The following is a 19,986-nucleotide window of genomic DNA, read 5'->3' as shown; positions in this document are numbered from 1 at the left end:
GGGGGGGGGGGGCCGGGGGGGCGGCCCGCGTTGGGGCTGTAGAACAACCACTGGCCCCCCCACCCCCCCCCGCTGCTCCACCCCCGCCCGCCCCCCGCCGGGGCCGCGGCGCGCGACGGTGAGGTACGGGACGCCGTCCGCGCGAGCTTCGCCCGGCTCTGGCAGGCGGTCGCCGAGACTGCGGACGTGGACCCGGTGACCGTCAAGGCGTTCCTTGCCTTCGGCATGCTTCTCAACACGAACGCGGCGCTCGACCTCCCGCAGGTCGACGAGCCGTGGTCCCACCAGGTCCGGACCCGGATCAAACCCGGCCTCTTCAACCACATCAACACCGAGACCAACCAATGACCTCGGGAGTCGCCGCCCCGGTGCGGTCGCCTCAGCTACTGGTCAGGTTCCTGATCTTCGTCGGCTTGACCACCGCGGTGATCGGGAGCCTCGGCGCTCCCTTGATCACCGCGGTCTCCGAGGCGTACGGCGTTTCGCTCGCCGCCTCGCAATGGACGCTCACGCTCGCGCTCCTCGCGGGTTCGGTCGCAACGCCGGTGCTGGGCCGGCTCGGATCAGGCCCGCACCGGCGGACCGTCGTGCTCGTGATGCTGGGCGTGGAAGTCGTCGGCAGTCTGCTGACGGTGCTCCCGTCGCCGTTCGCCGTGCTGCTGGTCGGCCGGGCGCTGCAAGGCACTGGGATCGGCCTCATCGTCTTGTTGATGGGCGTCGCCCGCGACCATCTCGACGAGCAGCGCGCCGCGCGGACGATCGCGTTGCTGTCCGTCGCCTCGACCGCCGGCATCGGCATCGGCTACCCGCTGTCAGGCCTGCTCACCGACCTCGCCGGCGTCCGCGCCGCGTACGGACTCGGGCTCACCATCACCGCGGCGGCATTCCTCGCCGCCGTCTTCGTGCTCCCGACCGCGCCGGACCGGCCATCGACCCGCCTCGACGTCCGGGGCGCGATCCTGCTCGCGATCGCCCTTCCCGCCCTACTCCTGGTCATCGGCGAGACGAGCCTCTGGCGCGACCACACCGCGCTGGCGATCACGATCCTCGCGGCCGCGCTCCTGATCCTCATCGGGTGGACCTTCCTCGAAGCTCGCACCGACCAACCGCTGGTCGACGTACGGCTGCTCACGCATCCAGCCGTCGGTGCGGCCAACCTCGTGATGCTCACCGGCGGCGTTGGCATGTATCTGCTGTTCAGCCTGATCACCCGCTATGTGCAGACCCCCGAGGCCGCCGGATATGGCTTCGGTCTGAACACCTTCGAGGCTGGGCTCGTTCTGGTCCCGTTCTCGGTGCTCGGCTTTGTCGCCGGCCGACTGGTCCCCGCCTGGCGGGCGCGGCTCGGTGCCCGGTTGTTGCTCGGGGCAAGTACGTCGGTGGTGCTCGCCTCGTTCCTACTCTTCGCGCTCGCCCGCTCACCCCTGCTCCTGCCGATCATCGCGATCGGCATCCTCGGCTTCGGCGTCGGCGCGTTCTCCGCCGCGATGCCCGCGGTGATCCTCGCGGTGACGCCCGCCGCGGAGACCGCCAGCGCGATGAGCGTGAACGCGGTCGTCCGCAGCGTCGGCTTCTCCACCGGAAGCGCCCTCGGCGGCCTGATCCTCGCCGCCCACACGACCGGCGTCTACCCGAGCGAGTCCGGGTACGCCGTCGCGGCCTGGATCGGCGTGGTGGCGACAGCGGTGACCCTGGTGATCATCGCCATACTGCCGCTCAAGTCCCGATAAACCGGTGGAACCGCCTGAGCGCTCGGGAGAGGATGCCGCCATGCGGTTGCTGACGGTCAATGTGGTGGAGAAGCTGATTCCGGGTCCGAAGGAGACGGGACTCACCGCCATCGACAAGCGTCCGCAGTCCGGCCGCGTCCAGGTCGGCGAGCTCGGTCTCGCCGGTGACCGCGTCTGCGACACCAAGAACCACGGTGGTCCCGACCAGGCTCTTTACGCGTACGCCGACGAGGACGCGCGCTGGTGGTCCGGCGAGCTCGGCCGCGACATCCCGACCGGTTTGTTCGGCGAGAACCTCCGGACCGAGGGACTCGACGTGAACGGGGCTTTGCTCGGCGAGGTCTGGCGGATCGGTGACGAGGTCGAGGTGATGGTCCGCGCACCGCGCATCCCGTGCATCACCTTCCAGCACCGCATGCAGGAACCGCGCTGGGTCAAACGCTTCCACCAGGCGGGTCGATCCGGCGCCTACCTGAAGGTGCTGCACGCGGGCACGATCGGCGCCGGCGACCCGATCGAGATCGTCAGCCGCCCCGACCACGAGGTGACGGTCGCGGAGATGTTCGGCGCGCAGGACCCGATCAAGATGCGCGGGATGCTCGACTCGAACGTCGACCTGATGGAGGAGCTCCGCGAGATCGCGCAGCGCGTCGTGACCCGCGGATGAGCGCGCCGGCATCGACCGGCCGGGGGATCCTGCCGGCCCCGGGACCGTTGCGCCCACTCGCCCTCGCCACCCTGCTGAGCCGAGTCGGCAACGGCCTGCTGATGACGGTCAGCGTCCTCTACTTCAACCGCATCATCGGCCTGTCGATCGCGCAGGTCGGGCTCGGCCTGACCGTCGCCGGACTGTTCGGGCTGCTGTCCGCCGTACCGCTCGGCCACCTGGCGGACCGGCGCGGGCCGCGCGGCCTGTTCGTCGTGCTGAGCCTGATGGTGTGTGCGATGTCGCTCGTCTACCTGGTGGTGCAGAACTTCTGGCAGTTCCTGGTCGTGAGCATCGTGCTGACGATGATCGACCGCGGCGCGGGGGCCGTCCGGGCCGCGTTGATCGCCGCCGTCACGACCGGTGCGGGCCGCGTCGCGGCGCGGGCGTACCTGCGGGCGGTCACCAACATCGGCATCACGGTCGGCGCAGCCATCGGTGCGTTCGCGCTGCATTTCGACACCGGTACGGCGTACCGCGTGATGTTCGTGCTGGACGCCGTACTGAGCAGCATCGCGGCGTTCGTCGTACTGGCGATCCCGCGGGTGGCGCCGCAGCCGCACGACGACGAGGGGCCGGTGTGGGTCGCGCTGCGCGATCGCGGGTACCTCGCGGTGGCCGCGCTCAATGCGGGCATGAGCATTCACTACGCCGTACTCGACGTGGCGATCCCGCTCTGGGTGGTCGACCACACCGACGCCCCGCGCTGGACGGTCGCGCTGCTGCTGATCATCAACACCGTGGTGGTCTCGCTGTTCCAGGTCCGCTCGTCCCGCGGCATCGCCGATCCGACCACCGCGGCCCGAGCCACCCGTACGGCGGGTTTGCTGCTGCTGGCCGCGATGGTCCTGATGGCCGGCGCCACGTGGGGCAACGCCGCGATCGCCATCGGACTGCTCGCAGTGGGCGCGCTCGTCCAGGTGATCGGCGAGCTGCTGCAGTCGTCCGGCTCGTTCCTGTTGAGCTTCGACCTGGCGGCTGATCACGCGCAGGGTCAGTACCAGGGCGTGTGGAACACGAGTATGTCGATCAGCACGATGCTGGCCCCGACCGTTCTCGCACTGCTGCCGCTGGGACTCGGCGTACCCGGCTGGATCATCCTCGGCGTCTGGTTCGCGGTGATCGGCGTGCTGTTCGTGCCGGTGGTGCGCTGGGCGGCGGCGCGGTCAGCCGACCGGCTCGCGGTACCCCAGAGCAGCTGAGATCTTGCGGGCCGCCTCGATCGCGGCCGGGGCCATCAGCGCGACCTGCGCGATCGACTGCTCGAGCGACAACGTGGAGATGCTGACCGCGGCGACCGCGGCGCCGGTGTGGTCGTGGATGACCGCTGCGACACAGCGGATCCCGGGCTCGTTCTCCTCGTCGTCGAGCGCGTACCCGCGGGCGCGGACCTGCGCGAGATCGGTCTTGAGCGCGGCGGCCGTCGTGTGCGTGAGCGGCGTACGGGCGGGCAGGCCGGTGCGGGTGATGTGGACGTCGAGGGCGTCTTCGTCCTCCTCCGCGAGCAACGCCTTGCCGATGCCGGTGCAGTGCAACCAGATCGCCTTGCCGACGCGCGACGGCATCCGGTACGGCTTCGGGCCGTCGAGTCGCGCGACGTAGATCGCCTCGTCACCGTTCAGCAGGCCGACGTGCACCGTGCAACGCGTCTGTGCGACCAGGTCGGCGAGTACGGGGCGCGCGACCGTGGCGAGGTCGACGTTGGTGAGCGCGTGCCCCGCCAACCGCAGCGCCTTCGGGCCCGGGTGGTACGACCCGTCCTCGGACTGCGTGACGAACTCGTGCTCGACCAGCGACGCCATGATCCGGTGCACCGTCGACTTGGCCAGGCCGGTCGCGTTCACCACGTCGGTGAACCGCGAATGCTCCAGTACGGCGTCCAACACCATCAACGTCTTGTCGATGGCCGAGGGCGAACTCATGTCGGACATCCTGCCACTCCTTATCTCGCCAGCCAGCCACCGTCGACGGCCAGCACATGCCCGTTCACGTAGTCCGCCGCGGACGACGCCAGGAACACCGCCGCGCCGACCACATCCTCCGACCGCCCCCACCGACCGGCTGGGATCCGCTCCCGGATCGCCGCCTCGCGGTCCGGGTCCGCGCGCAGCTCGGTGGTGTTGTCGGTGCTGATGTATCCGGGCGCGATCGCGTTCACCTGCACCCCGGCCGGTCCCCACTCGTTGGCCAGCGCCCGGGTCAGTCCCGCCACCGCATGCTTGCTGGCAGTGTAGGCGGGGACCCTGATCCCGCCCTGGAAGCTGAGCAGCGACGCGATTGTGACGATCTTCCCGGTACCGCGCTCCGCCATCGCGGCGCCGATCGGGCGGGTCACCGCCCACGTCGAGTTGAGGTTCACGTCGATCACGTGCTGCCAGTCCGCGGTCGTGGTCTCGGCCGCCGGCGCGCGCCGGATCGTGCCGGCGTTGTTGACCAGGATGTCGATCCTGCGGGACTTCACCAGCTCGGTGGCCGCCGTCTCGACCGCGGCCGGGTCGGCGAAGTCGGCGATGACCACTGTCGCGTCACAGCCGCCGTTCTGCTTGATCGCTTCGAGAGTGTCCTCGAGCGCCGCGTCCCGGGCCATCACGATCAGCTCGGCGCCGGCCGCGGCGTACCCGGCCGCGATCGCCGCGCCGATGCCGCGCCGGGCCCCGGTGACGAGCGCCGTACGTCCTTCGAGGCTGAAGGACGTCACCGCAGATCCTGTACGTCGACACCGTCCATGTCGCCGAACGCCTGGTTCTCGCCGGCCATCGCCCAGACGAAGCTGTACGACGACGTACCGCAGCCGGAGTGGATCGACCAGCTGGGGGAGATGATCGCCTGCCGGTCCGCGACGATCAGGTGCCGGGTCTCGTCCGGTTCGCCCAGCAGGTGCACGATGCGCTCGGTCTCCGGGAGGCCGAAGTACAGGTAGCACTCGGTGCGGCGGTCGTGGGTGTGCGCGGGCATGGTGTTCCAGGTGCTGCCGGCGTGCAACGTGGTGACACCGAGCACGACCTGGCAGCTCTGGACGCCGTCGGCGTGGATGAACTGGTCGATGGTCCGCCGGTTCGCGGTCTGCTGGTCACCGAGCTCGAGCCGGTTGCCCTCACCCGGGTTGATCTGCGCGGTCGGGTACGTCGTGTGCGCGGGCGCGGAGAACAGGTAGAACGCCGACTCCGAACCCTCGAAGATCACCTCGCGGACGCCGCGTCCGACGTACAGGCAGGCGCCGGTGGTGAGCTCGTACTTCGTGCCGTCGGCGGTGATCGTGCCGGGTCCACCGACGTTGACGATGCCGGCTTCGCGGCGCTCGAGGAAGTACTCGCTGCGCAGTTCGGGGTAGGTGTCCAGCGTCAGCGGCCCGTTCGCCGGGCGGGCGCCGGCGAGCACGATCCGGTCGTGGTGGGTGAGCACCGCGGTAACGGCGTCCGGGACGAAGAGGTCGTCCACCAGGTAGTGGCGGCGCAGCGCGGCGGTGTCGAGGCCGGGCAGCTGCTCGGGATGGGTGGCATGCCTGATCTGCAGAGTCACGGAACTAGGTTCTACTCAGCAGAACACCCTGTCAACGCTGGAACACATCCCGCGAATGTTCCAAGTTCCGTGTCTTGACACCTGGTTCTGTTCAATGGAACCTCTCAAGCACTCACCCCACGCCCCTGGGAGGACCGCTATGACCGCTCTGGACTGGACAGTCCTGGTCGGCTATTTCGTACTGATGGTGCTGATCGGAGTCTGGTCGCGCACCAAGATCAAGACCGTCGTGGACTACTTCACGACCGGCGGCCGGATCCCTTGGTGGTTGTCCGGCATCTCGCACCACATGTCGGGCTACAGCGCCGTCATGTTCGTCGCCTTCGCCGCTGTTGCCTACAGCTACGGCATCACCGTCTACGTCTGGTGGGCGATGACGATCGGCGTCGGTGTCGGCATCGGCGCCTTCCTCTTCGCGGCCCGATGGAACCGGCTGCGCGCCAAACACGGTGTCGTCTCACCGCTGGAGTACCTCGCGCGGCGGTACAACCTGCCGACGCAGCAGGCCCTCGCGTACTCGGGTGCCGCGTTGAAGGTCGTCGACATCGCGTCGAAGTGGGTCGCGATCGCCGTACTGCTGAACGGATTCACCGGGGTCCCGATCCGGTGGGGGATCCTGCTCACCGGTGTGGTGACGATGTTGTACGCGACTCTCGGTGGACTGTGGGCCGACGTACTGACCGACTTCGGGCAGTTCGTGATCCAGTTCGGGGCCGGCGTTGCGATGTTCATCGGGGTGCTCGGCCATCTGGACGGCGTACCGACGTTGTGGAAGATGTGGGACGAGCTGCCGGCCGGGCACGGTCACGCGCTGAACGGGCCGTACACGCCGATCTTCCTGATCGCGTTCCTGTTCATCAAGACGTTCGAGTACAACGGCGGGATGTGGAACCTGGCGCAGCGCTACATGGCCGCGCCGTCCGGCTCCGAGGCGAAACGGTCCGCGTTGCTGTCGTCGGCCCTCTGGCTGGTCTGGCCGCTGATCCTGTTCATCCCGATGTGCGCGGCCCCGCTGCTCGTGCACCCGGGCAAGCCCGAGCAGTCGTACGTCGAGTTGTCACAACTGCTGCTGCCGAGCGGACTGATCGGCCTGGTGCTGGCCGGGTTCTTCTCGCACACGATGGCGATGGTGGCCTCCGACGCGAACGCGATCTCGTCGGTGATCACCCGGGACCTGGCGCCGGTGCTGGTGCCGCGCGTCCGCCGGATGACCGACGCCGCGACGCTGAAGATGGCGCGGATCGTCACGTTCACGTTCGTCACCGGGAGCATGCTGATCGCGATCGCGACCAACGGCGAGGGCGTCGTCCTGAAGATCGTCGTCGACCTGGTGGCTGCGACGATGGGGCCGATCGCGATCCCGCTGATGCTCGGCCTGCTGCCGTGGTTCCGGCGAAGCGGATCGCGCGCCGCGCTGGCGTCCTGGGCGATCGGGCTGATCGCGTGGGTGATCGTCAAGTACGGCGTCGGATCCACCGACCAGACCCTGGTCGTCGCGTTGCCGCTGGCAACTTCGCTAGTGGTGTACGTCGGACTCGGGCTGCTCGCGCCCGAGCAGCGCACCGAGGTCGACGAGCTGGTCGATTCGCTGAACACCGACCCCGGCGATGTCAGCACGCGGAAGGCCCCGGCCCTCGGCTAGCGCAGATGAAACACTGTCCCACGTCACGGAACCGACAATCACAGGAGAACCGCCTCATGCCGAACATCACCGTCGAACTCCTCTCCGGCCGGACCCTCGACCAGCGCCGCGAGTTCGTCGCCGCCGTCACCGACTCCGCGATCGCCATCCTCGGCGCCAAGCGCGAGGCGGTCCGGATCGTGTTCACCGAGATCGAGAAGACCGACGTCGCCAACGGCGGCACCCTGGTCGCCGACGCCTGACCGACCGTCCGACAGCCCGCTTCACCCCGGGAACTGCCGGAACCGGATCTCCAGCACTCATCAACCCCGCCCGGCGGCTGCCTGGTGGGTGGTGCTGAGCGTGCGACCGCTCGGTGGACGCCGATTGGTGAGTGCTGGCGGTCCGCTCCCTGAAACCCCGGGGCGCCGGGCGGGCCGACCAACTACCCTCGGGCGCATGCGAGTAGGTGTTTTCGGTGCCACGGGTCAGGTCGGCGGGGTCATGCGGGAGTTGCTCGTCGAGCGCTCCTTCCCGGTCGACGAGGTGCGGTTCTTCGCCTCGGCGCGCTCGGCGGGGACGACGCTGCCGTTCGGGGACCGGGAGATCACCGTCGAGGACTCCGCGACGGCCGACTTCGCCGGGCTCGAGCTGGCGCTGTTCTCCAACGGGAAGACGGCGTCCAAGGAGCTCGCCCCGAAGGTCGCCGCGGCCGGTGCGATCGTCGTCGACAACTCGTCCGGCTGGCGGATGGACCCCGACGTACCGCTCGTCGTCTCCGAGGTGAACCCCGAGGACCTCGACACGCTCCCGAAGGGCATCGTCGCCAACCCGAACTGCACCACGATGGCCGCGATGCCGGTGCTGGCCCCGTTGCACCGGGCGGCCACGCTGACCCGGCTCGTGGTCTCGACGTACCAGGCCGTGTCCGGTTCCGGCGGGGTCGGCGTGAGCGAGCTCGAGGACCAGGCGCGGGAGCTCGCGGCAGTGGGCGGCAAGCTCGCCCGGGGCACCGACGGCGTCACGCTCCCCGAGCCCAAGGTGTACGCCGGGCCGATCGCCTTCAACGTGCTCGCACTGGCCGGCTCGATCGTTGCCGACGGCACCGGTGAGACCGACGAGGAACAGAAGCTCCGGAACGAGAGCCGCAAGATCCTGCACCTCCCGGACCTCCCGGTGGCCGGCACCTGTGTCCGCGTCCCGGTCTTCACCGGCCACTCGCTGAGCATCCACGCCGAGTTCGCCGACGAGATCACCCCGGAACAGGCCACCGAGATCCTCGGCTCCGCGCCGGGTGTCGCCGTCACCGACCTCCCGACCCCGCTGCTCGCGGCCGGCCAGGACCCGTCGTACGTCGGCCGCATCCGCCAGGACCAGTCGGTCCCGGGCAACCGCGGCCTGGTGCTGTTCGTGTCGAACGACAACCTCCGCAAGGGCGCGGCCCTGAACGCGGTCCAGATCGCCGAGCTGCTCGCCAAGCGCTGACCCGCAGGCCCGGCGTGCCGCTAGTGTCCTGTGAGGGAGGTGGCCGGGCTGGAGTTTCGGGTGCTGGGCGCTGTGGAGGTGCGGTCCGCCGACGGTGACGTCGTACCGCTGCCGTCGCATCGGGCAGTCGTGCTGCTGGCCGCGCTGGTCCTGCGGGTCAAGCGGACCGTGTGGATCGACGAACTGGTCGACCTGATCTGGGCTGCCGACGATCTGCCGAGCAACTCGCGGGCGGCGCTGCAGATCTACGTCTCCCGCCTGCGGACCGCCTTAGGCGACAGCGAGCGCACGGTGATCCGGACCGACTCCGGTGGCTATTCGCTGCACGTCGATCCGGCGCAGGTCGATCTCGAGGTGTTCCGGTCGCTCGTCCGGAGCGCGACCGAGCTCGACGACGCGGCCGCCCGGATCGAACCGCTGACCCGAGCGCTGGCCCTCTGGCGCAGCCAACCGCTCGCGGGCCTCGACACCAACACCCTCACTCGCGAGATGCTCCCGCGTCTCGACGAGGAACACCTCCAAGCCCAGGAGCTGTACTTCGACGCGCGCCTGGCCGTCGGCGAGTCCAGCGAGCTCGTCCCGGAACTCACCGAGCTCACCGAACGCCATCCGATCAGAGAACGCTTCTGGGTGCAGCTCATCCGCGCCCACCGAGCCTCCGGTCGCCCCGCGCTCGCGCTGTCGACGTACGGCGTCGTCGCCGACCGGCTGCGCGATCTCCTGGGTGCCGACCCCGGTCCTGAGCTCCAGCGCCTGCACGCCGAACTCCTCGCCGCGGCCGACACCGAGGCAGGCGTCGTACCCAGGCAACTGCCGGCGGCCATCCGTGCCTTCACCGGCCGAACTGAACACCTGCGCCGGCTCGACGAGCTGCTGCCGACCGCGAGCCTGGCTCTCGTGATCGGCCCAGCCGGTGTCGGAAAGACCTCCCTCGCGATCCACTGGGCCCGACGCGTCGCGGACCGCTTCCCCGACGGCATCCTGTACGCCGACCTGCTCGGCTTCTCGCCCGCGGCCGAGTCGGCCGACCCGCACGCCGTCCTGCCGCGGTTCCTCGGCGCACTCGGCACCCCGGCCGAACGCTTGCCGTCCACCGTCGACGAACAGGTCGCGTTGTACCGCAGCCTGCTCGCCGACCGGTCCGTGCTGGTGGTCCTCGACAACGCCCGCACGGTCGAGCAGGTCCGGCCGCTCGCGACCACCGGGACCCGGTGCTGCACGGTTGTCACCAGTCGCAACGAGCTCGCCGGCCTGGTCGCTACCGAGCAGGCCGAACCGGTCCGGGTCGACGTCCTCGATCCACCGCAGTCGAAACAGTTGCTGGTGGCAAGAGTTGGCGCGGAACGCTGCGACGCGGACCCGGCGAGTGTCGAGGCCCTCGTCGAACGCTGCGCCGGACTGCCGCTGGCGCTGTCCCTGCTCGCGGCGCAGATTGCTCTCCGGCCGCGGCGTTCGCTGCAGTCCTTCGTCACGGCACTCGGCGACGGTCCGCTCGACGCGCTCGCCACCAGCGACGGTGTCGACGTGCGGACGATCTTCTCCTGGTCCTACCGGCAACTGCGGCCGGAGCTCGCGCGGATGTTCCGCCTGCTCACACAGCACCCCGGCGCGGAGATCACGCTCGGAGCGGCGGCCGCGTTGGCCGGCGTACCGCTGCGTGAGGCTCGCCGGATGGTCGCCGTACTCGTGGCGAATCATCAGCTGATCGAGATCGCGCCGGACCGTTGGGTACTGCACGATCTGCTGCGTGCGTACGGGCAGGAGTTGTGTGCGGACGAGGAGACAGGAGCGGCATTCGAGCGCTTGCTCGGGTACTTGGTGCACACCGGTCATGCGGCGGCGCTGTTGCTCGCGCCCGGGCGGGTGCCGGTGGAGTTGCCGGATCGTCCGGACAGGGTCGAGCTCGCCGTACCGACGACGCGGGACGAGGCGTTCGCCTGGTTCGACGCGGAGCAGGCGAACAGTCTCGCCGTACTGCGGGCTGCCGCCGGGCGGGCCGACGTACTGCTGTGGCTGTCTGTGTGGACGATCGCGGACTATCTCGACTTCCGGGGGCGGTCCGGGTACATGCAGTCGCAGCGGCTCGCGCTCGAGGCGGCGGTGCGGATCGGTGACCCGTCCAAACAGGCACAGACGCGCCGCGACCTCGCGCGCGGGCACATGGCGTTGCGCGAGTGGGACGAGGCGATCCGGCAGCATGAGCTCGCGCTCGGGATCGCGGAGGAGATCGGCGACGAGGCGGCGATCGCGCACGGTTCGCTCAGCCTGGCCCGCGTACTGACCCGGATCGGTGATGATCGGCAGGCGATCGAGAAGACCTCGCGAGCGCTGCGGATCTACGAGCGCACCGGTCACGGGTCGGCGCGGGCGAACGCGCTCAACAACCTCGGCTGGTACCACGCGAAGCTCGGCGAGCATCAGGCCGGCCTGGACTATGCGCAGCAGGCGTTGAAGTTGTACTCGGAGCAGGACTCCGACTTCGGGCGCGGCGTCGTCAGCGACACCGTCGGCTATGCGCTCGCCGGACTGGGGCGTCTCGATGAGGCGATCGCCAGCTATGCGGCGGCCGCCGACATCATGCGCGGTCTCGGCCGGCGCAATGACACGGCGGACTGCCTGATGTCACTGGCCGAAATGCAGGACCGGGCCGGACACACCGAAGCGGCGCGGGGCAGCTGGTCCGCGGCGCTCGAGATCCTGGACGAACTCGACCATCCTGACGCCGAGGTGGCCCGTCGTGCCCTGGACGGACAGTGAGACAAGGGCCACCGGCCGTGCGCGCATGTTGCGGAAACGTAATGGAGAAGGTGCAGGTGGGCAAGCGAGTGCCATGGTCATGAGTAGGGCGTTGCGATTACCCTCCAGTCACTTGACCCCCATTGGAGGCCAGTTATGAAGTCTGTCGCCGATTCCGGCCAGCTCGCGCTCCTCAGCAACCGCAAGGACACCATGGCCCAGATGTTTTTGGACCGGGTGGCGGCGACGCCTGCGCGGGAGGCGTTCCGGTTCCCGCGCGGGGAGCAGTGGAAGTCGGTGACCTGGCGGGAGACCGAGGAACTGACCCGGCGGCGCGCCGCGGGACTGATCGCGCTCGGGGTCGAACCCGAGCAGCGGGTCGCGATCGCGGCCGGCACCCGGATCGAGTGGATCGAGTGCTACCTGGCCGTCGTTCTCGCGGCCGCCGCGACGACCACGATCTACCCGTCGTCGATCTCGCCCGACGTGGCGTTCATCGTCGCGGATGCCGACGTACAGGTCGTGTTCGCCGAGGACGCCGCGCAGGTGGACAAGCTCCGCGCGCACCGCTCCGAGACGCCGTCACTGCGCAAGGTCGTCCTGATCGACGGGGTGCCGGAGGAGAGCGACGGCGACTGGGTGATCGGCCTCGGCGACCTCGACATCCTCGGGGACGAGTGGCTGGCCGATCACGCATCCGCGGTCGACGAGCGGTTGGCCGCGATCAAGCCGGACGATCTCTGCACGCTGATCTACACCTCCGGTACGACGGGTCGCCCGAAGGGCGTGCGACTGCCGCACTCGGTGTGGACGTACGAGGGCGCGGCGGTCGAAGGCATGCGGGTGCTGTCACCGGATGACCTGCAGTTCCTGTGGTTGCCGTTGTCGCACGTGTTCGGGCAGGTGCTGCTCGCTGTCCAGTTCCAGATCGGGTTCGCGACCGCGGTCGACGGGCGGATCGACAAGATCGTCGACAACGCGGCGGTCGTCCAGCCGACCTTCATGGCGGCCGCGCCGCGGATCTTCGAGAAGGCACACGCGCGGATCCAGACCATGATCAAGTCCGAAGGCGGCGTGAAGGCGAAGCTGTTCGACTGGGCGTTCGGCGTGGGCGCGAAGGTGTCCGCGGTACGGCAGCAGGGTCGGGAGCCGAGTGGGTTGCTGGGGGCGCAGTACGCGGCGGCCGACCGGCTGGTGCTGTCGAAGATCCGGGCCCGGTTCGGCGGACGGATCCGGTTCTTCGTGTCCGGGTCGGCGGCGCTGGACAAGTCGCTCGCGGAGTGGTTCCACGCGGCCGGGCTGCTGATCCTCGAGGGGTACGGGCTGTCCGAGACCGCGGCGGGGTCGACATTGAACCGTCCCACGGGGTACCGACTCGGCAGTGTCGGGCCGGCCTTCCCCGGGACGCAGATCAAGATCGCCGAGGACGGCGAGATCCTGATCCATGGCGACGGCGTCATGAGCGGGTACCACAACCAGCCGGAGCAGACCGCCGAGGTACTCGACGCCGACGGGTGGTTCCACACCGGCGACATCGGGCACTTCGAGGACGAGTTCCTCTTCATCACCGACCGGAAGAAGGACCTGTTCAAGACCTCCGGCGGGAAGTACGTCGCGCCGCAGGTGATCGAGGGCCGCTTCAAGACGATCTGCCCGTACGCGAGCCAGTTCATCGTGCACGGCAACCTGCGCAACTTCGTCTCCGCCCTCGTCACGCTGGACCCCGACGCGATCGAGGGCTGGGCCGCGGCCAACGATCTGGCCGGCCGGACCTACGCCGAGATCGTCACCTCCGACGCGGCCCACACGATGGTGCAGGGGTACGTCGACGAACTCAACGCCGGCCTGAACCGCTGGGAGACGATCAAGAAGTTCACCATCCTCGACCGCGACCTCACGATCGAGTCCGGCGAGATGACCCCGAGCCTCAAACTCAAACGCAAGTACGTCGAGACGCAGTACGCCGACGTACTGGACAAGATGTACGACTAGGCGGACCTACAACACTCACCAACCGCAGCTCACCGCCCCAAGCCTCGCGCGCGCCCGCCGCGCAACGCACCTGAACATTAAGTTGGTGAGTGCCGCCGGTCGGCGGCTACCGGCCCAGGAAAGCGTGGATTGCGGCGACGTACTCCGTCGGCTGCTCCTCGTCGATGGAGTGGGCGGCGCGGGGAAAGATCTCGAGTTCGGCGCGGGGGAGGCGGGCGGCCAGGTCGCGCGGGATGTCGAAGCCGATGTGGCGGTCCCAGAGGCCGGCGAGGATCAGGGTCGGGATGTCGACGGCGGCGAGATCGTCGGCGAGATCGGGACGTTCCTTGCCGACCAAAGCCATCGCCACCTCGAGGTTCGACTCCGGCGCGTCGTCGAGGGCCGGCGGGATGTTCGCGGGGTCGTAATAGAAGAACTGGGCCGGGTTCTCGCTCTGCGCGATCGCACCGATGGCGGCGATCGTGCGCTCCATGGGGTCCGTGAGCGCCTCCAGTTGACCACGCAGGGCGGCGCGTTCAGTGGTTGTCAGGAACGGGTCGACGGCGCCCGGGCGCATGGTCCACAGGCCGGGGTGGAGCGGATCGGCGATCGGCGGGGCGTGCAGGATCAGCCGGTCAACATGGTTGCGATGAGCAACGGCATACTCCGCGGCCAGCAGGCAACCGAACGACCTGCCCCACGGGACGATCCGCTCCAGACCCAGCGCCGTACGCAGCTCCTCGAGATCGGCGACGAGCTGCGGCATCGTGTAGGTGCCGGAGTCCGTGGGCCGCGCGGACCGGCCGCAGCCTCGCTGGTCGTAGAACACCACCGGCGCGCCCTTCGCCATCGCGTCGCCCACGGACTGCTCGACCGAGTACGAGCTCTCGCCAGGCCCGCCGTGCAGCAACACCAACGGCACCCCACCGTTCCCGGCCCCGGCCACCCGCACCCAGTGATCGACCCCGCCCACGGAAACCGTCCGCACTCCGTCAGCCAGCATGCGTGCGAGGATACGCGCCGCGTCTCGGGCTCATCCGCGGCGCCGAGCCGGACGGCTGCCGGCCAGCGTCTGGGTGCCTTTGCCGGACGGGTGCGGGATCAGACCGGAGTAGATCCGCGGCGCGCCGTCCAGCGTGAGCGTCACGGTGCCGTCGGCAACCGGCAACTCGCGGACCTGCCCCACCGCATCCAGCTCTTGTACGGCGGCGCCGGCCGCGACCGTGATCGCGGTCTTCGTCGGCCACGGATCGACCCAGACCTCGGGAGCCGGGAAGTGCCAGTCGGTGCGCGGACCGTCGGTGTTCAGCAGGTACCCGTCAGCCCTGTTCCACAGCACGACCTTCGGTCCGGCCGGTGTGTCGAACCACAAACCGAAGGTGAGTGGATCGGCGAACGTCAACCGGCCCCGGAACGTGGCCTGGTCGAACGCCCGCGCGGCCGTCGCGTACGCCAGCAGCGAGGGCTTCGGGCTGAGGTCCCGGTTCATCAGCCCGTAGTGGTACTCGACGTTGTCCGGATCGGCGACCTGCGGCATCCCGAGCACGCTGTCGTGGAACTGGTACCAGCAAACACATTTCACGCCCTCCGCCTTCGCCAGTGCCAGCGTGAGTACGACGTTCTCGGCCGCGTGCCGATAGGTGTCGTGCCACCAGCTGTTCGGCTTGGTCGGCGCGTAGGCCTCGGTCAGCCAGATCTCCTTCTCGCCGTGCACGGCCATCAGTGCCTTGAGCTGCCGCAGGCCACCGGCGAAGTTCCAGTAGGTGCCGTCCCCGTCGGTGGTCCAGTCGTCGCCCGGCGGCACGTAGTCGGGGGTGAAGTTGCCGCGCCCCGGGTGGTAGGCGAAGGCGTCGATCAGGTCCCAGCCGCCGGCCGCGATGAAGTTCTCGACCCACGGCTTGTCCATGCCGGCCAGTCCGTTGTTCATCAGTTTGACGGCGTCGCCGGTGGCGGCCCGGCGGTCGAACACCCGTCGCAACGCCTTGTCGAGGTAGGCCTGCGCGGCGGTGCCCGTGTTGAACGGCCGGTTCAGTTCGTTGCCCACCTCGAAGTACCCGGCCCCGGCGGCCGCCGCCACCGCGAGCTTGTCCGCGGCCCAAGCGTTCGCCTCCGCTGCAGTCGCGTCGAGCGACGGCTGCAGTTCGACGTTGTGGCGCATCCCGCGGGCGTCGAAGTCTGCGGGCGGTAGCCCTGGACCACCGTCGTACGCGATCCGGACCAGGTTGATGCCGGCCCGCTCCCACAGATCCAGTACGGCGCCCGCGCTCGGGCGTTGCAGCCAGGGATAGTTCGCGATGCCGAACATGCTGTTGGCGCCGGCCTGATAGGTGTACGCCGGGAGCACCGCGAGATTGGTGCGCGCGAAAGCCTCGTCGGCACCGGATCGAACGGTCACCTCGGCCAGCGCGATCCCACTCGCCGGAGCCGTCAGGTTGAAGGTGTACTGCCAAGTGCCGGCCGCCGCGACACTGCCGGTCACGGTCGAAGCGGCGAGCTGTACGCCGTCGAAGCTCCGCGTCACCATCTCGAGCTGGACCGTCTTCGCCGCGCCGCCGTTCGCCACCAGCGCGGTCAGCCGCATCGTCTCGCCGGCCGACTCGTACAGATTGAAATCCCGGTCCGTGGTGAGTTCGAGGCCGAGCTCCTGCCCCCGGCCGATCGTGGCAGTGGCCGACGGACGGGTGTCCGAGAAGTAGAAGTCGGCCTCGCTGACCCAGCCACCGCTCGGATCCGGTACGCCGGGCGCGTGCACCCAGGTCGCATTCGTCCAGGCCTGGCGCGACCTCTCCAAAAGGAACAGACCGTGCAGGCCGCCCCACGTGGAGGTGTGCGCGATGCCGACGGTGTCCTCGTACGGAATGCCACCGCCCGCGTCACGCACCCACTCGGTGACCGGGATGTAGTCGTCGGGCGCGGTCGGCGCCTGGATCGCGCGGCTGAACAGGAACCCGTCCGGAACGAGCGTGCCGGCTCCGCTGGTCCGCCACTCCAGTCGCGCGTGGTTGGTGCTGACGCTGAACCAGCCGGTGACGGTCGTCGCGCCGGCCGCGGCGTCGAACGTGTAGTCCATCCGGATCGCCGGCGTCCCGTCCGCGAGTACGCTCAATGCCGGCGTACCGCCGGTCGACAGGTGGATCCCGGTGACGCTGTCCTTGACCTGGAACTTCGAACCGGCCGATCGCGTGACACCACCAGCATCACGGATCGCGAGCCGGCCACCGGGGCTGGCCAGCAGGCTGATGCCACCGGCGGTCAGAGTCACGTCACCGGCCGCCGCGAACGCACTAGTCGGGGTCGCCTCGGCGACGAGTACGACGCCCGCGGCCAGCGCCGCGCCGAGGAAACCGCGCCTGCCGAGCCTGGGACCGTCGTGCTGGGGGAGTGTCATCGGCAATGCTCCTCGTCCGAGTTGATAATGCCTATCTTCACTTCGGTGAGCGGAACGCTGTCAGAACCATCTCCTTGCGTCAAGAGCTCATTGCCACAGGCGGGTCGGCTGTACTAAGGTCTCCGGCAATCGCTGAAGATAGGCATTATCACCACGGAGGAACGATGGCACCGAAACCTCGCCGGGTCACCCAGCGCGAGATCGCCGAGCTCGCGGGCGTCAGCCAAACCACCGTGTCGGTGGTGCTGAACGACCGCGACGGCACGAACGTGCGGATCCCCGACGCGACCCGGGCGCGGGTCAAGCAGGCCATCGAGAAGCTGACGTACGTCGCTGATCCCGCCGCGCGCCGGCTGGCCGGACTCGACAACGAGATCATCGGCGTCTTCACGTACGAGGCAGCGCTGTCGCCCGAGAGCATGGACTTCTACGGCCCGTTGCTGAACGGGATCGAGCGCGCCGCCGAGCGGATCGGCTGGGACCTGCTCTTCTTCACCTCCTCACCGGTGGAGAGCGGCACTCGGAGCCTGTTCCACCGCAAGACCCGGCTCCGGCTCACCGACGGCTGCGTCCTGCTCGGACAGCAGATGGTCGCGTCTGAGCTGGAGCGTCTGGTCGCCGAGCAGTTCCCGTTCGTCGCGATCGGGCGCCGTGACGAGACGGCCGCCGCGGTGCCGTATGTCGCCATCGACTACGTCACTCCGACCACCGCCCTCATCGATCAGTCCGCCGCCGCGGGACATCAGCAGGCGCTCTACGTGCACCGCGGCCGGGACACTCCGACGGCCCGCGACCGGCGCGGCGCCGTCGAGGCCGCCTCTGCCGACGGGCGTTTGGCCTTCCTCTTGGTCGGCGAGGAGCGGATTGCCGATCTGCCGCGGCTGGCCCGCGCGACCGGCGCCACGCTGATCGTCGCGGAGGATGCGTTCCTCACCGAGGACGTCGTCCACGCGCTGACGGCCGCCGGGGTCGTCGTACCGGAGGAGATCTCGGTGGCCGCGCTCGGCGAGGTGCGTGGCCATCGCATCGACGGGCGCCGGCTGGCCGGCTTCCACGTGCCTCGGGAGCAGTTGGCGGCGGAGGCCCTCGACCTCCTGCAGTTGCTGATCACGACCGATCCACAGGAGTGGTCCGGTTTGGAAACGCAGCGGTTCCTGGTCGCTGACGTCGAGCCGGGCGACACGATCGTCACGCGGACGGAGGAAGCGTGATGGCGGGCCGGGCCGTGATCAGGACCGACGTGGCGATCATCGGGGGCGGTCTCGGGTCTGTCGCCGCCGCGCTCGCGTTGCTGCAGCGCGGCCGGCGCGTGGTCCTGACCGAGGAGTACGCCTGGCTCGGTGGGCAGCTGACCTCGCAGGCAGTGCCGCCCGACGAACACATCTGGGTCGAGCAGTTCGGCGTCACCGCCCGGTACCGCGCGCTGCGGGACCGGATTCGCGGCTACTACCGCGACCATTACCCGCTGACCGTCGCGGCTCGCGCCGACCGCGAGCTCAATCCGGGGCGTGGCCGGGTCAGCCGGCTGTGCCACGAGCCGCGGGTGGCCGACGCGGTCATCACCGCGCTGCTGGCGCCGTACCGGTCGACCGGGCGGCTGACCGTTCTGCAGCCACGGGTGCCGATCGCGGCCGACGTACGGGACGGCGTCGTGCGCAGCGTGACGGTGGCGGATCCGCGGACCGGCGAGGAGACCGAGATCGCCGCCGAGTTCGTCCTGGACGGGACCGAAACCGGCGACCTGCTTCCGCTCACGGGGACGGCGTACGTCGTCGGAGCGGAGGCGGCCGCCGACACCGGCGAGCCGAGCGCGGCCGCGGTCGCGGATCCGGGCAACGTGCAGTCGATCGCGTGGTGTTTCGTCTTCGACCACGTCGCCGGCGACCACACCATCCCGCGGCCGGACGACTACGAGTACTGGCGCTCGTTCGAACTGCCGTTCTGGGGTGCGCCCATGTTGTCCTTCACCGCTCCGAACCCGCGGACGCTCGTGCCCGAAGAGCGGACCATGAACGTCAACCCGGTCGGCGATGTCACGGGGGATCCGCGCTTCGACGCGGGGGATCGCGACTTGTGGCAGTTCCGGCGGATCGCTGCCCGGCAGAACTTCGCCGACGGCTTCTACGACAGCGACATCGTGCTGGCGAACTGGCCGCAGCTCGACTACGTCAGCGGCTCGATCATCGACACCGACGACCGCGAGCTGCACCTGCGGGCCGCGAAGGCGCAGTCCCGTGCATACGTGCACTGGCTGCAGACCGAGGCGCCACGTCCGGACGGCGGTCGCGGCTGGCCCGGGCTGCGGCTGCGAGGCGACCTGGTCGGTACGGCCGACGGGTTCGCGCAAGCGCCGTACATCCGGGAGTCGCGCCGGATCAAGGCCCTCACGACGGTGCGCGAGCAGGACGTGTCGATCAAGGCCCGGGGGTACGACGGTCCGGCCCGGTTCGACGGATCGGTCGGAGTCGGGATGTACCGGATCGACCTGCATCCGTCGACCGGCGGCGACAACTACATCGACGTCGAGTGCGCGCCGTTCGAGATCCCGCTCGGCGCGCTCGTCCCGGTGGCCACCCAGAACCTGGTGCCGGCCGCCAAGAACATTGGTACCACCCACATCACCAACGGCGCCTACCGGCTGCATCCGGTCGAGTGGAACATCGGCGAATCGGCCGGAGAACTCGTGGCGTTCTGCCTCGAGCGTGGCCTGAGCCCGCAGCAGATCGCGACCGACGACGCCCTGGTCGAGCGATTCCAGAGCCGGCTGACCGAGGCCGGGGTCGAGCTCCACTGGCCCGAGATCGCCGGCTACTAGCCCCGAGGCGCTGTC

Annotated in this window: 16 protein-coding genes; 11 read left to right on the top strand and 5 right to left on the bottom strand. The window is 69.4% G+C overall.

Annotated features, from left to right (window positions below; genetic code table 11):
- Positions 1-186: 186 nt before the first annotated feature.
- Genes ACWGID_RS04930 through ACWGID_RS04915 form a run of 4 tightly spaced genes read left to right on the top strand, consistent with a single transcriptional unit; the run spans position 187 to position 3,638 of the window.
- A complete protein-coding gene (locus ACWGID_RS04930; RefSeq protein WP_452194504.1) occupies positions 187-348 on the top strand; it encodes a hypothetical protein in 162 nt (53 codons plus the stop codon).
- Positions 345-1,730, top strand: coding sequence for an MFS transporter (locus ACWGID_RS04925; protein WP_452194502.1), 1,386 nt, complete (start codon positions 345-347; stop codon positions 1,728-1,730). Before ACWGID_RS04930 ends, ACWGID_RS04925 begins: the two co-directional genes overlap by 4 nt.
- A gap of 40 nt (positions 1,731-1,770) precedes the next feature.
- A complete protein-coding gene (locus ACWGID_RS04920) occupies positions 1,771-2,397 on the top strand; it encodes an MOSC domain-containing protein (protein WP_452194500.1) in 627 nt (208 codons plus the stop codon).
- The gene (locus tag ACWGID_RS04915; protein WP_452194498.1) at positions 2,394-3,638 is read left to right on the top strand and encodes an MFS transporter; all 1,245 of its coding nucleotides are present in this window, start codon (positions 2,394-2,396) and stop codon (positions 3,636-3,638) included. The genes ACWGID_RS04920 and ACWGID_RS04915 overlap by 4 nt, the downstream gene beginning before the upstream one ends.
- On the opposite strand, the gene ACWGID_RS04910 is transcribed toward ACWGID_RS04915, so the two are convergent.
- The 3 genes from ACWGID_RS04910 to kduI are packed head-to-tail and all read right to left on the bottom strand — an operon-like array spanning position 3,603 to position 5,955.
- A complete protein-coding gene (locus tag ACWGID_RS04910; RefSeq protein ID WP_452194497.1) occupies positions 3,603-4,358 on the bottom strand; it encodes an IclR family transcriptional regulator in 756 nt (251 codons plus the stop codon). The genes ACWGID_RS04915 and ACWGID_RS04910 overlap by 36 nt on opposite strands.
- 20 nt (positions 4,359-4,378) lie before the next feature.
- On the bottom strand, positions 4,379-5,134 hold the full coding sequence (locus ACWGID_RS04905) for an SDR family oxidoreductase (protein ID WP_452194495.1): 756 nt from the start codon (positions 5,132-5,134) through the stop codon (positions 4,379-4,381).
- Positions 5,131-5,955: a 5-dehydro-4-deoxy-D-glucuronate isomerase gene (gene kduI / locus ACWGID_RS04900; RefSeq protein WP_452194493.1), complete on the bottom strand. Its 825-nt coding sequence runs from the start codon at positions 5,953-5,955 to the stop codon at positions 5,131-5,133. Before kduI ends, ACWGID_RS04905 begins: the two co-directional genes overlap by 4 nt.
- 139 nt (positions 5,956-6,094) lie before the next feature.
- Between kduI and ACWGID_RS04895 the strand changes: the two genes are divergently transcribed.
- From ACWGID_RS04895 to ACWGID_RS04875, 5 genes are all read left to right on the top strand, one after another.
- A complete protein-coding gene (locus ACWGID_RS04895) occupies positions 6,095-7,597 on the top strand; it encodes a sodium:solute symporter family protein (protein ID WP_452194491.1) in 1,503 nt (500 codons plus the stop codon).
- A 56-nt stretch (positions 7,598-7,653) separates the two neighbouring features.
- Complete coding sequence (locus ACWGID_RS04890) at positions 7,654-7,839, top strand: tautomerase family protein (protein ID WP_134118888.1); 186 nt, start codon at positions 7,654-7,656, stop codon at positions 7,837-7,839.
- Positions 7,840-8,035: 196 nt separating this feature from the next.
- On the top strand, positions 8,036-9,061 hold the full coding sequence (locus ACWGID_RS04885; protein WP_452194489.1) for an aspartate-semialdehyde dehydrogenase: 1,026 nt from the start codon (positions 8,036-8,038) through the stop codon (positions 9,059-9,061).
- 60 nt (positions 9,062-9,121) lie between these two features.
- On the top strand, positions 9,122-11,818 hold the full coding sequence (locus ACWGID_RS04880; protein WP_452194487.1) for a BTAD domain-containing putative transcriptional regulator: 2,697 nt from the start codon (positions 9,122-9,124) through the stop codon (positions 11,816-11,818).
- Between the two features lie 135 nt (positions 11,819-11,953).
- Positions 11,954-13,789 (top strand): AMP-dependent synthetase/ligase, encoded by a 1,836-nt coding sequence (locus ACWGID_RS04875; RefSeq protein ID WP_452194486.1) that lies wholly within the window; start codon positions 11,954-11,956, stop codon positions 13,787-13,789.
- A 106-nt stretch (positions 13,790-13,895) separates the two neighbouring features.
- Here the strand turns inward: ACWGID_RS04875 and ACWGID_RS04870 are convergent, their stop codons facing one another.
- On the bottom strand, positions 13,896-14,771 hold the full coding sequence (locus ACWGID_RS04870; RefSeq protein ID WP_452194485.1) for an alpha/beta fold hydrolase: 876 nt from the start codon (positions 14,769-14,771) through the stop codon (positions 13,896-13,898).
- A gap of 30 nt (positions 14,772-14,801) precedes the next feature.
- Complete coding sequence (locus tag ACWGID_RS04865; protein ID WP_452194483.1) at positions 14,802-17,156, bottom strand: hypothetical protein; 2,355 nt, start codon at positions 17,154-17,156, stop codon at positions 14,802-14,804.
- A 164-nt stretch (positions 17,157-17,320) separates the two neighbouring features.
- Here ACWGID_RS04865 and ACWGID_RS04860 point away from each other — a divergent pair, with 164 nt between their 5' ends.
- Together ACWGID_RS04860 and ACWGID_RS04855 are read left to right on the top strand one after the other, a co-directional pair.
- A complete protein-coding gene (locus tag ACWGID_RS04860) occupies positions 17,321-18,367 on the top strand; it encodes a LacI family DNA-binding transcriptional regulator (RefSeq protein WP_452194481.1) in 1,047 nt (348 codons plus the stop codon).
- Positions 18,367-19,971, top strand: coding sequence for an FAD-dependent oxidoreductase (locus tag ACWGID_RS04855; RefSeq protein ID WP_452194479.1), 1,605 nt, complete (start codon positions 18,367-18,369; stop codon positions 19,969-19,971). Before ACWGID_RS04860 ends, ACWGID_RS04855 begins: the two co-directional genes overlap by 1 nt.
- Positions 19,972-19,986 lie beyond the last annotated feature (15 nt).

This window comes from Kribbella sp. NPDC054772 (genome assembly GCF_053611945.1).
Note: the sequence above shows the minus strand (reverse complement) of the source record. Positions and strands in the feature narration are given on the sequence as shown.

Coding starts and splice junctions, on each gene's coding strand:
- ACWGID_RS04885 (WP_452194489.1), top strand. CDS start 8,036: ATGCGAGTAGGTGTTTTCGGTGCCACGGGTCAGGTCGGCGGGGTCATG.
- ACWGID_RS04920 (WP_452194500.1), top strand. CDS start 1,771: ATGCGGTTGCTGACGGTCAATGTGGTGGAGAAGCTGATTCCGGGTCCG.
- ACWGID_RS04925 (WP_452194502.1), top strand. CDS start 345: ATGACCTCGGGAGTCGCCGCCCCGGTGCGGTCGCCTCAGCTACTGGTC.
- ACWGID_RS04895 (WP_452194491.1), top strand. CDS start 6,095: ATGACCGCTCTGGACTGGACAGTCCTGGTCGGCTATTTCGTACTGATG.
- ACWGID_RS04865 (WP_452194483.1), bottom strand. CDS start 17,156: ATGACACTCCCCCAGCACGACGGTCCCAGGCTCGGCAGGCGCGGTTTC.
- ACWGID_RS04910 (WP_452194497.1), bottom strand. CDS start 4,358: ATGAGTTCGCCCTCGGCCATCGACAAGACGTTGATGGTGTTGGACGCC.
- ACWGID_RS04860 (WP_452194481.1), top strand. CDS start 17,321: ATGGCACCGAAACCTCGCCGGGTCACCCAGCGCGAGATCGCCGAGCTC.
- ACWGID_RS04855 (WP_452194479.1), top strand. CDS start 18,367: ATGGCGGGCCGGGCCGTGATCAGGACCGACGTGGCGATCATCGGGGGC.
- ACWGID_RS04870 (WP_452194485.1), bottom strand. CDS start 14,771: ATGCTGGCTGACGGAGTGCGGACGGTTTCCGTGGGCGGGGTCGATCAC.
- ACWGID_RS04915 (WP_452194498.1), top strand. CDS start 2,394: ATGAGCGCGCCGGCATCGACCGGCCGGGGGATCCTGCCGGCCCCGGGA.
- ACWGID_RS04890 (WP_134118888.1), top strand. CDS start 7,654: ATGCCGAACATCACCGTCGAACTCCTCTCCGGCCGGACCCTCGACCAG.
- ACWGID_RS04875 (WP_452194486.1), top strand. CDS start 11,954: ATGAAGTCTGTCGCCGATTCCGGCCAGCTCGCGCTCCTCAGCAACCGC.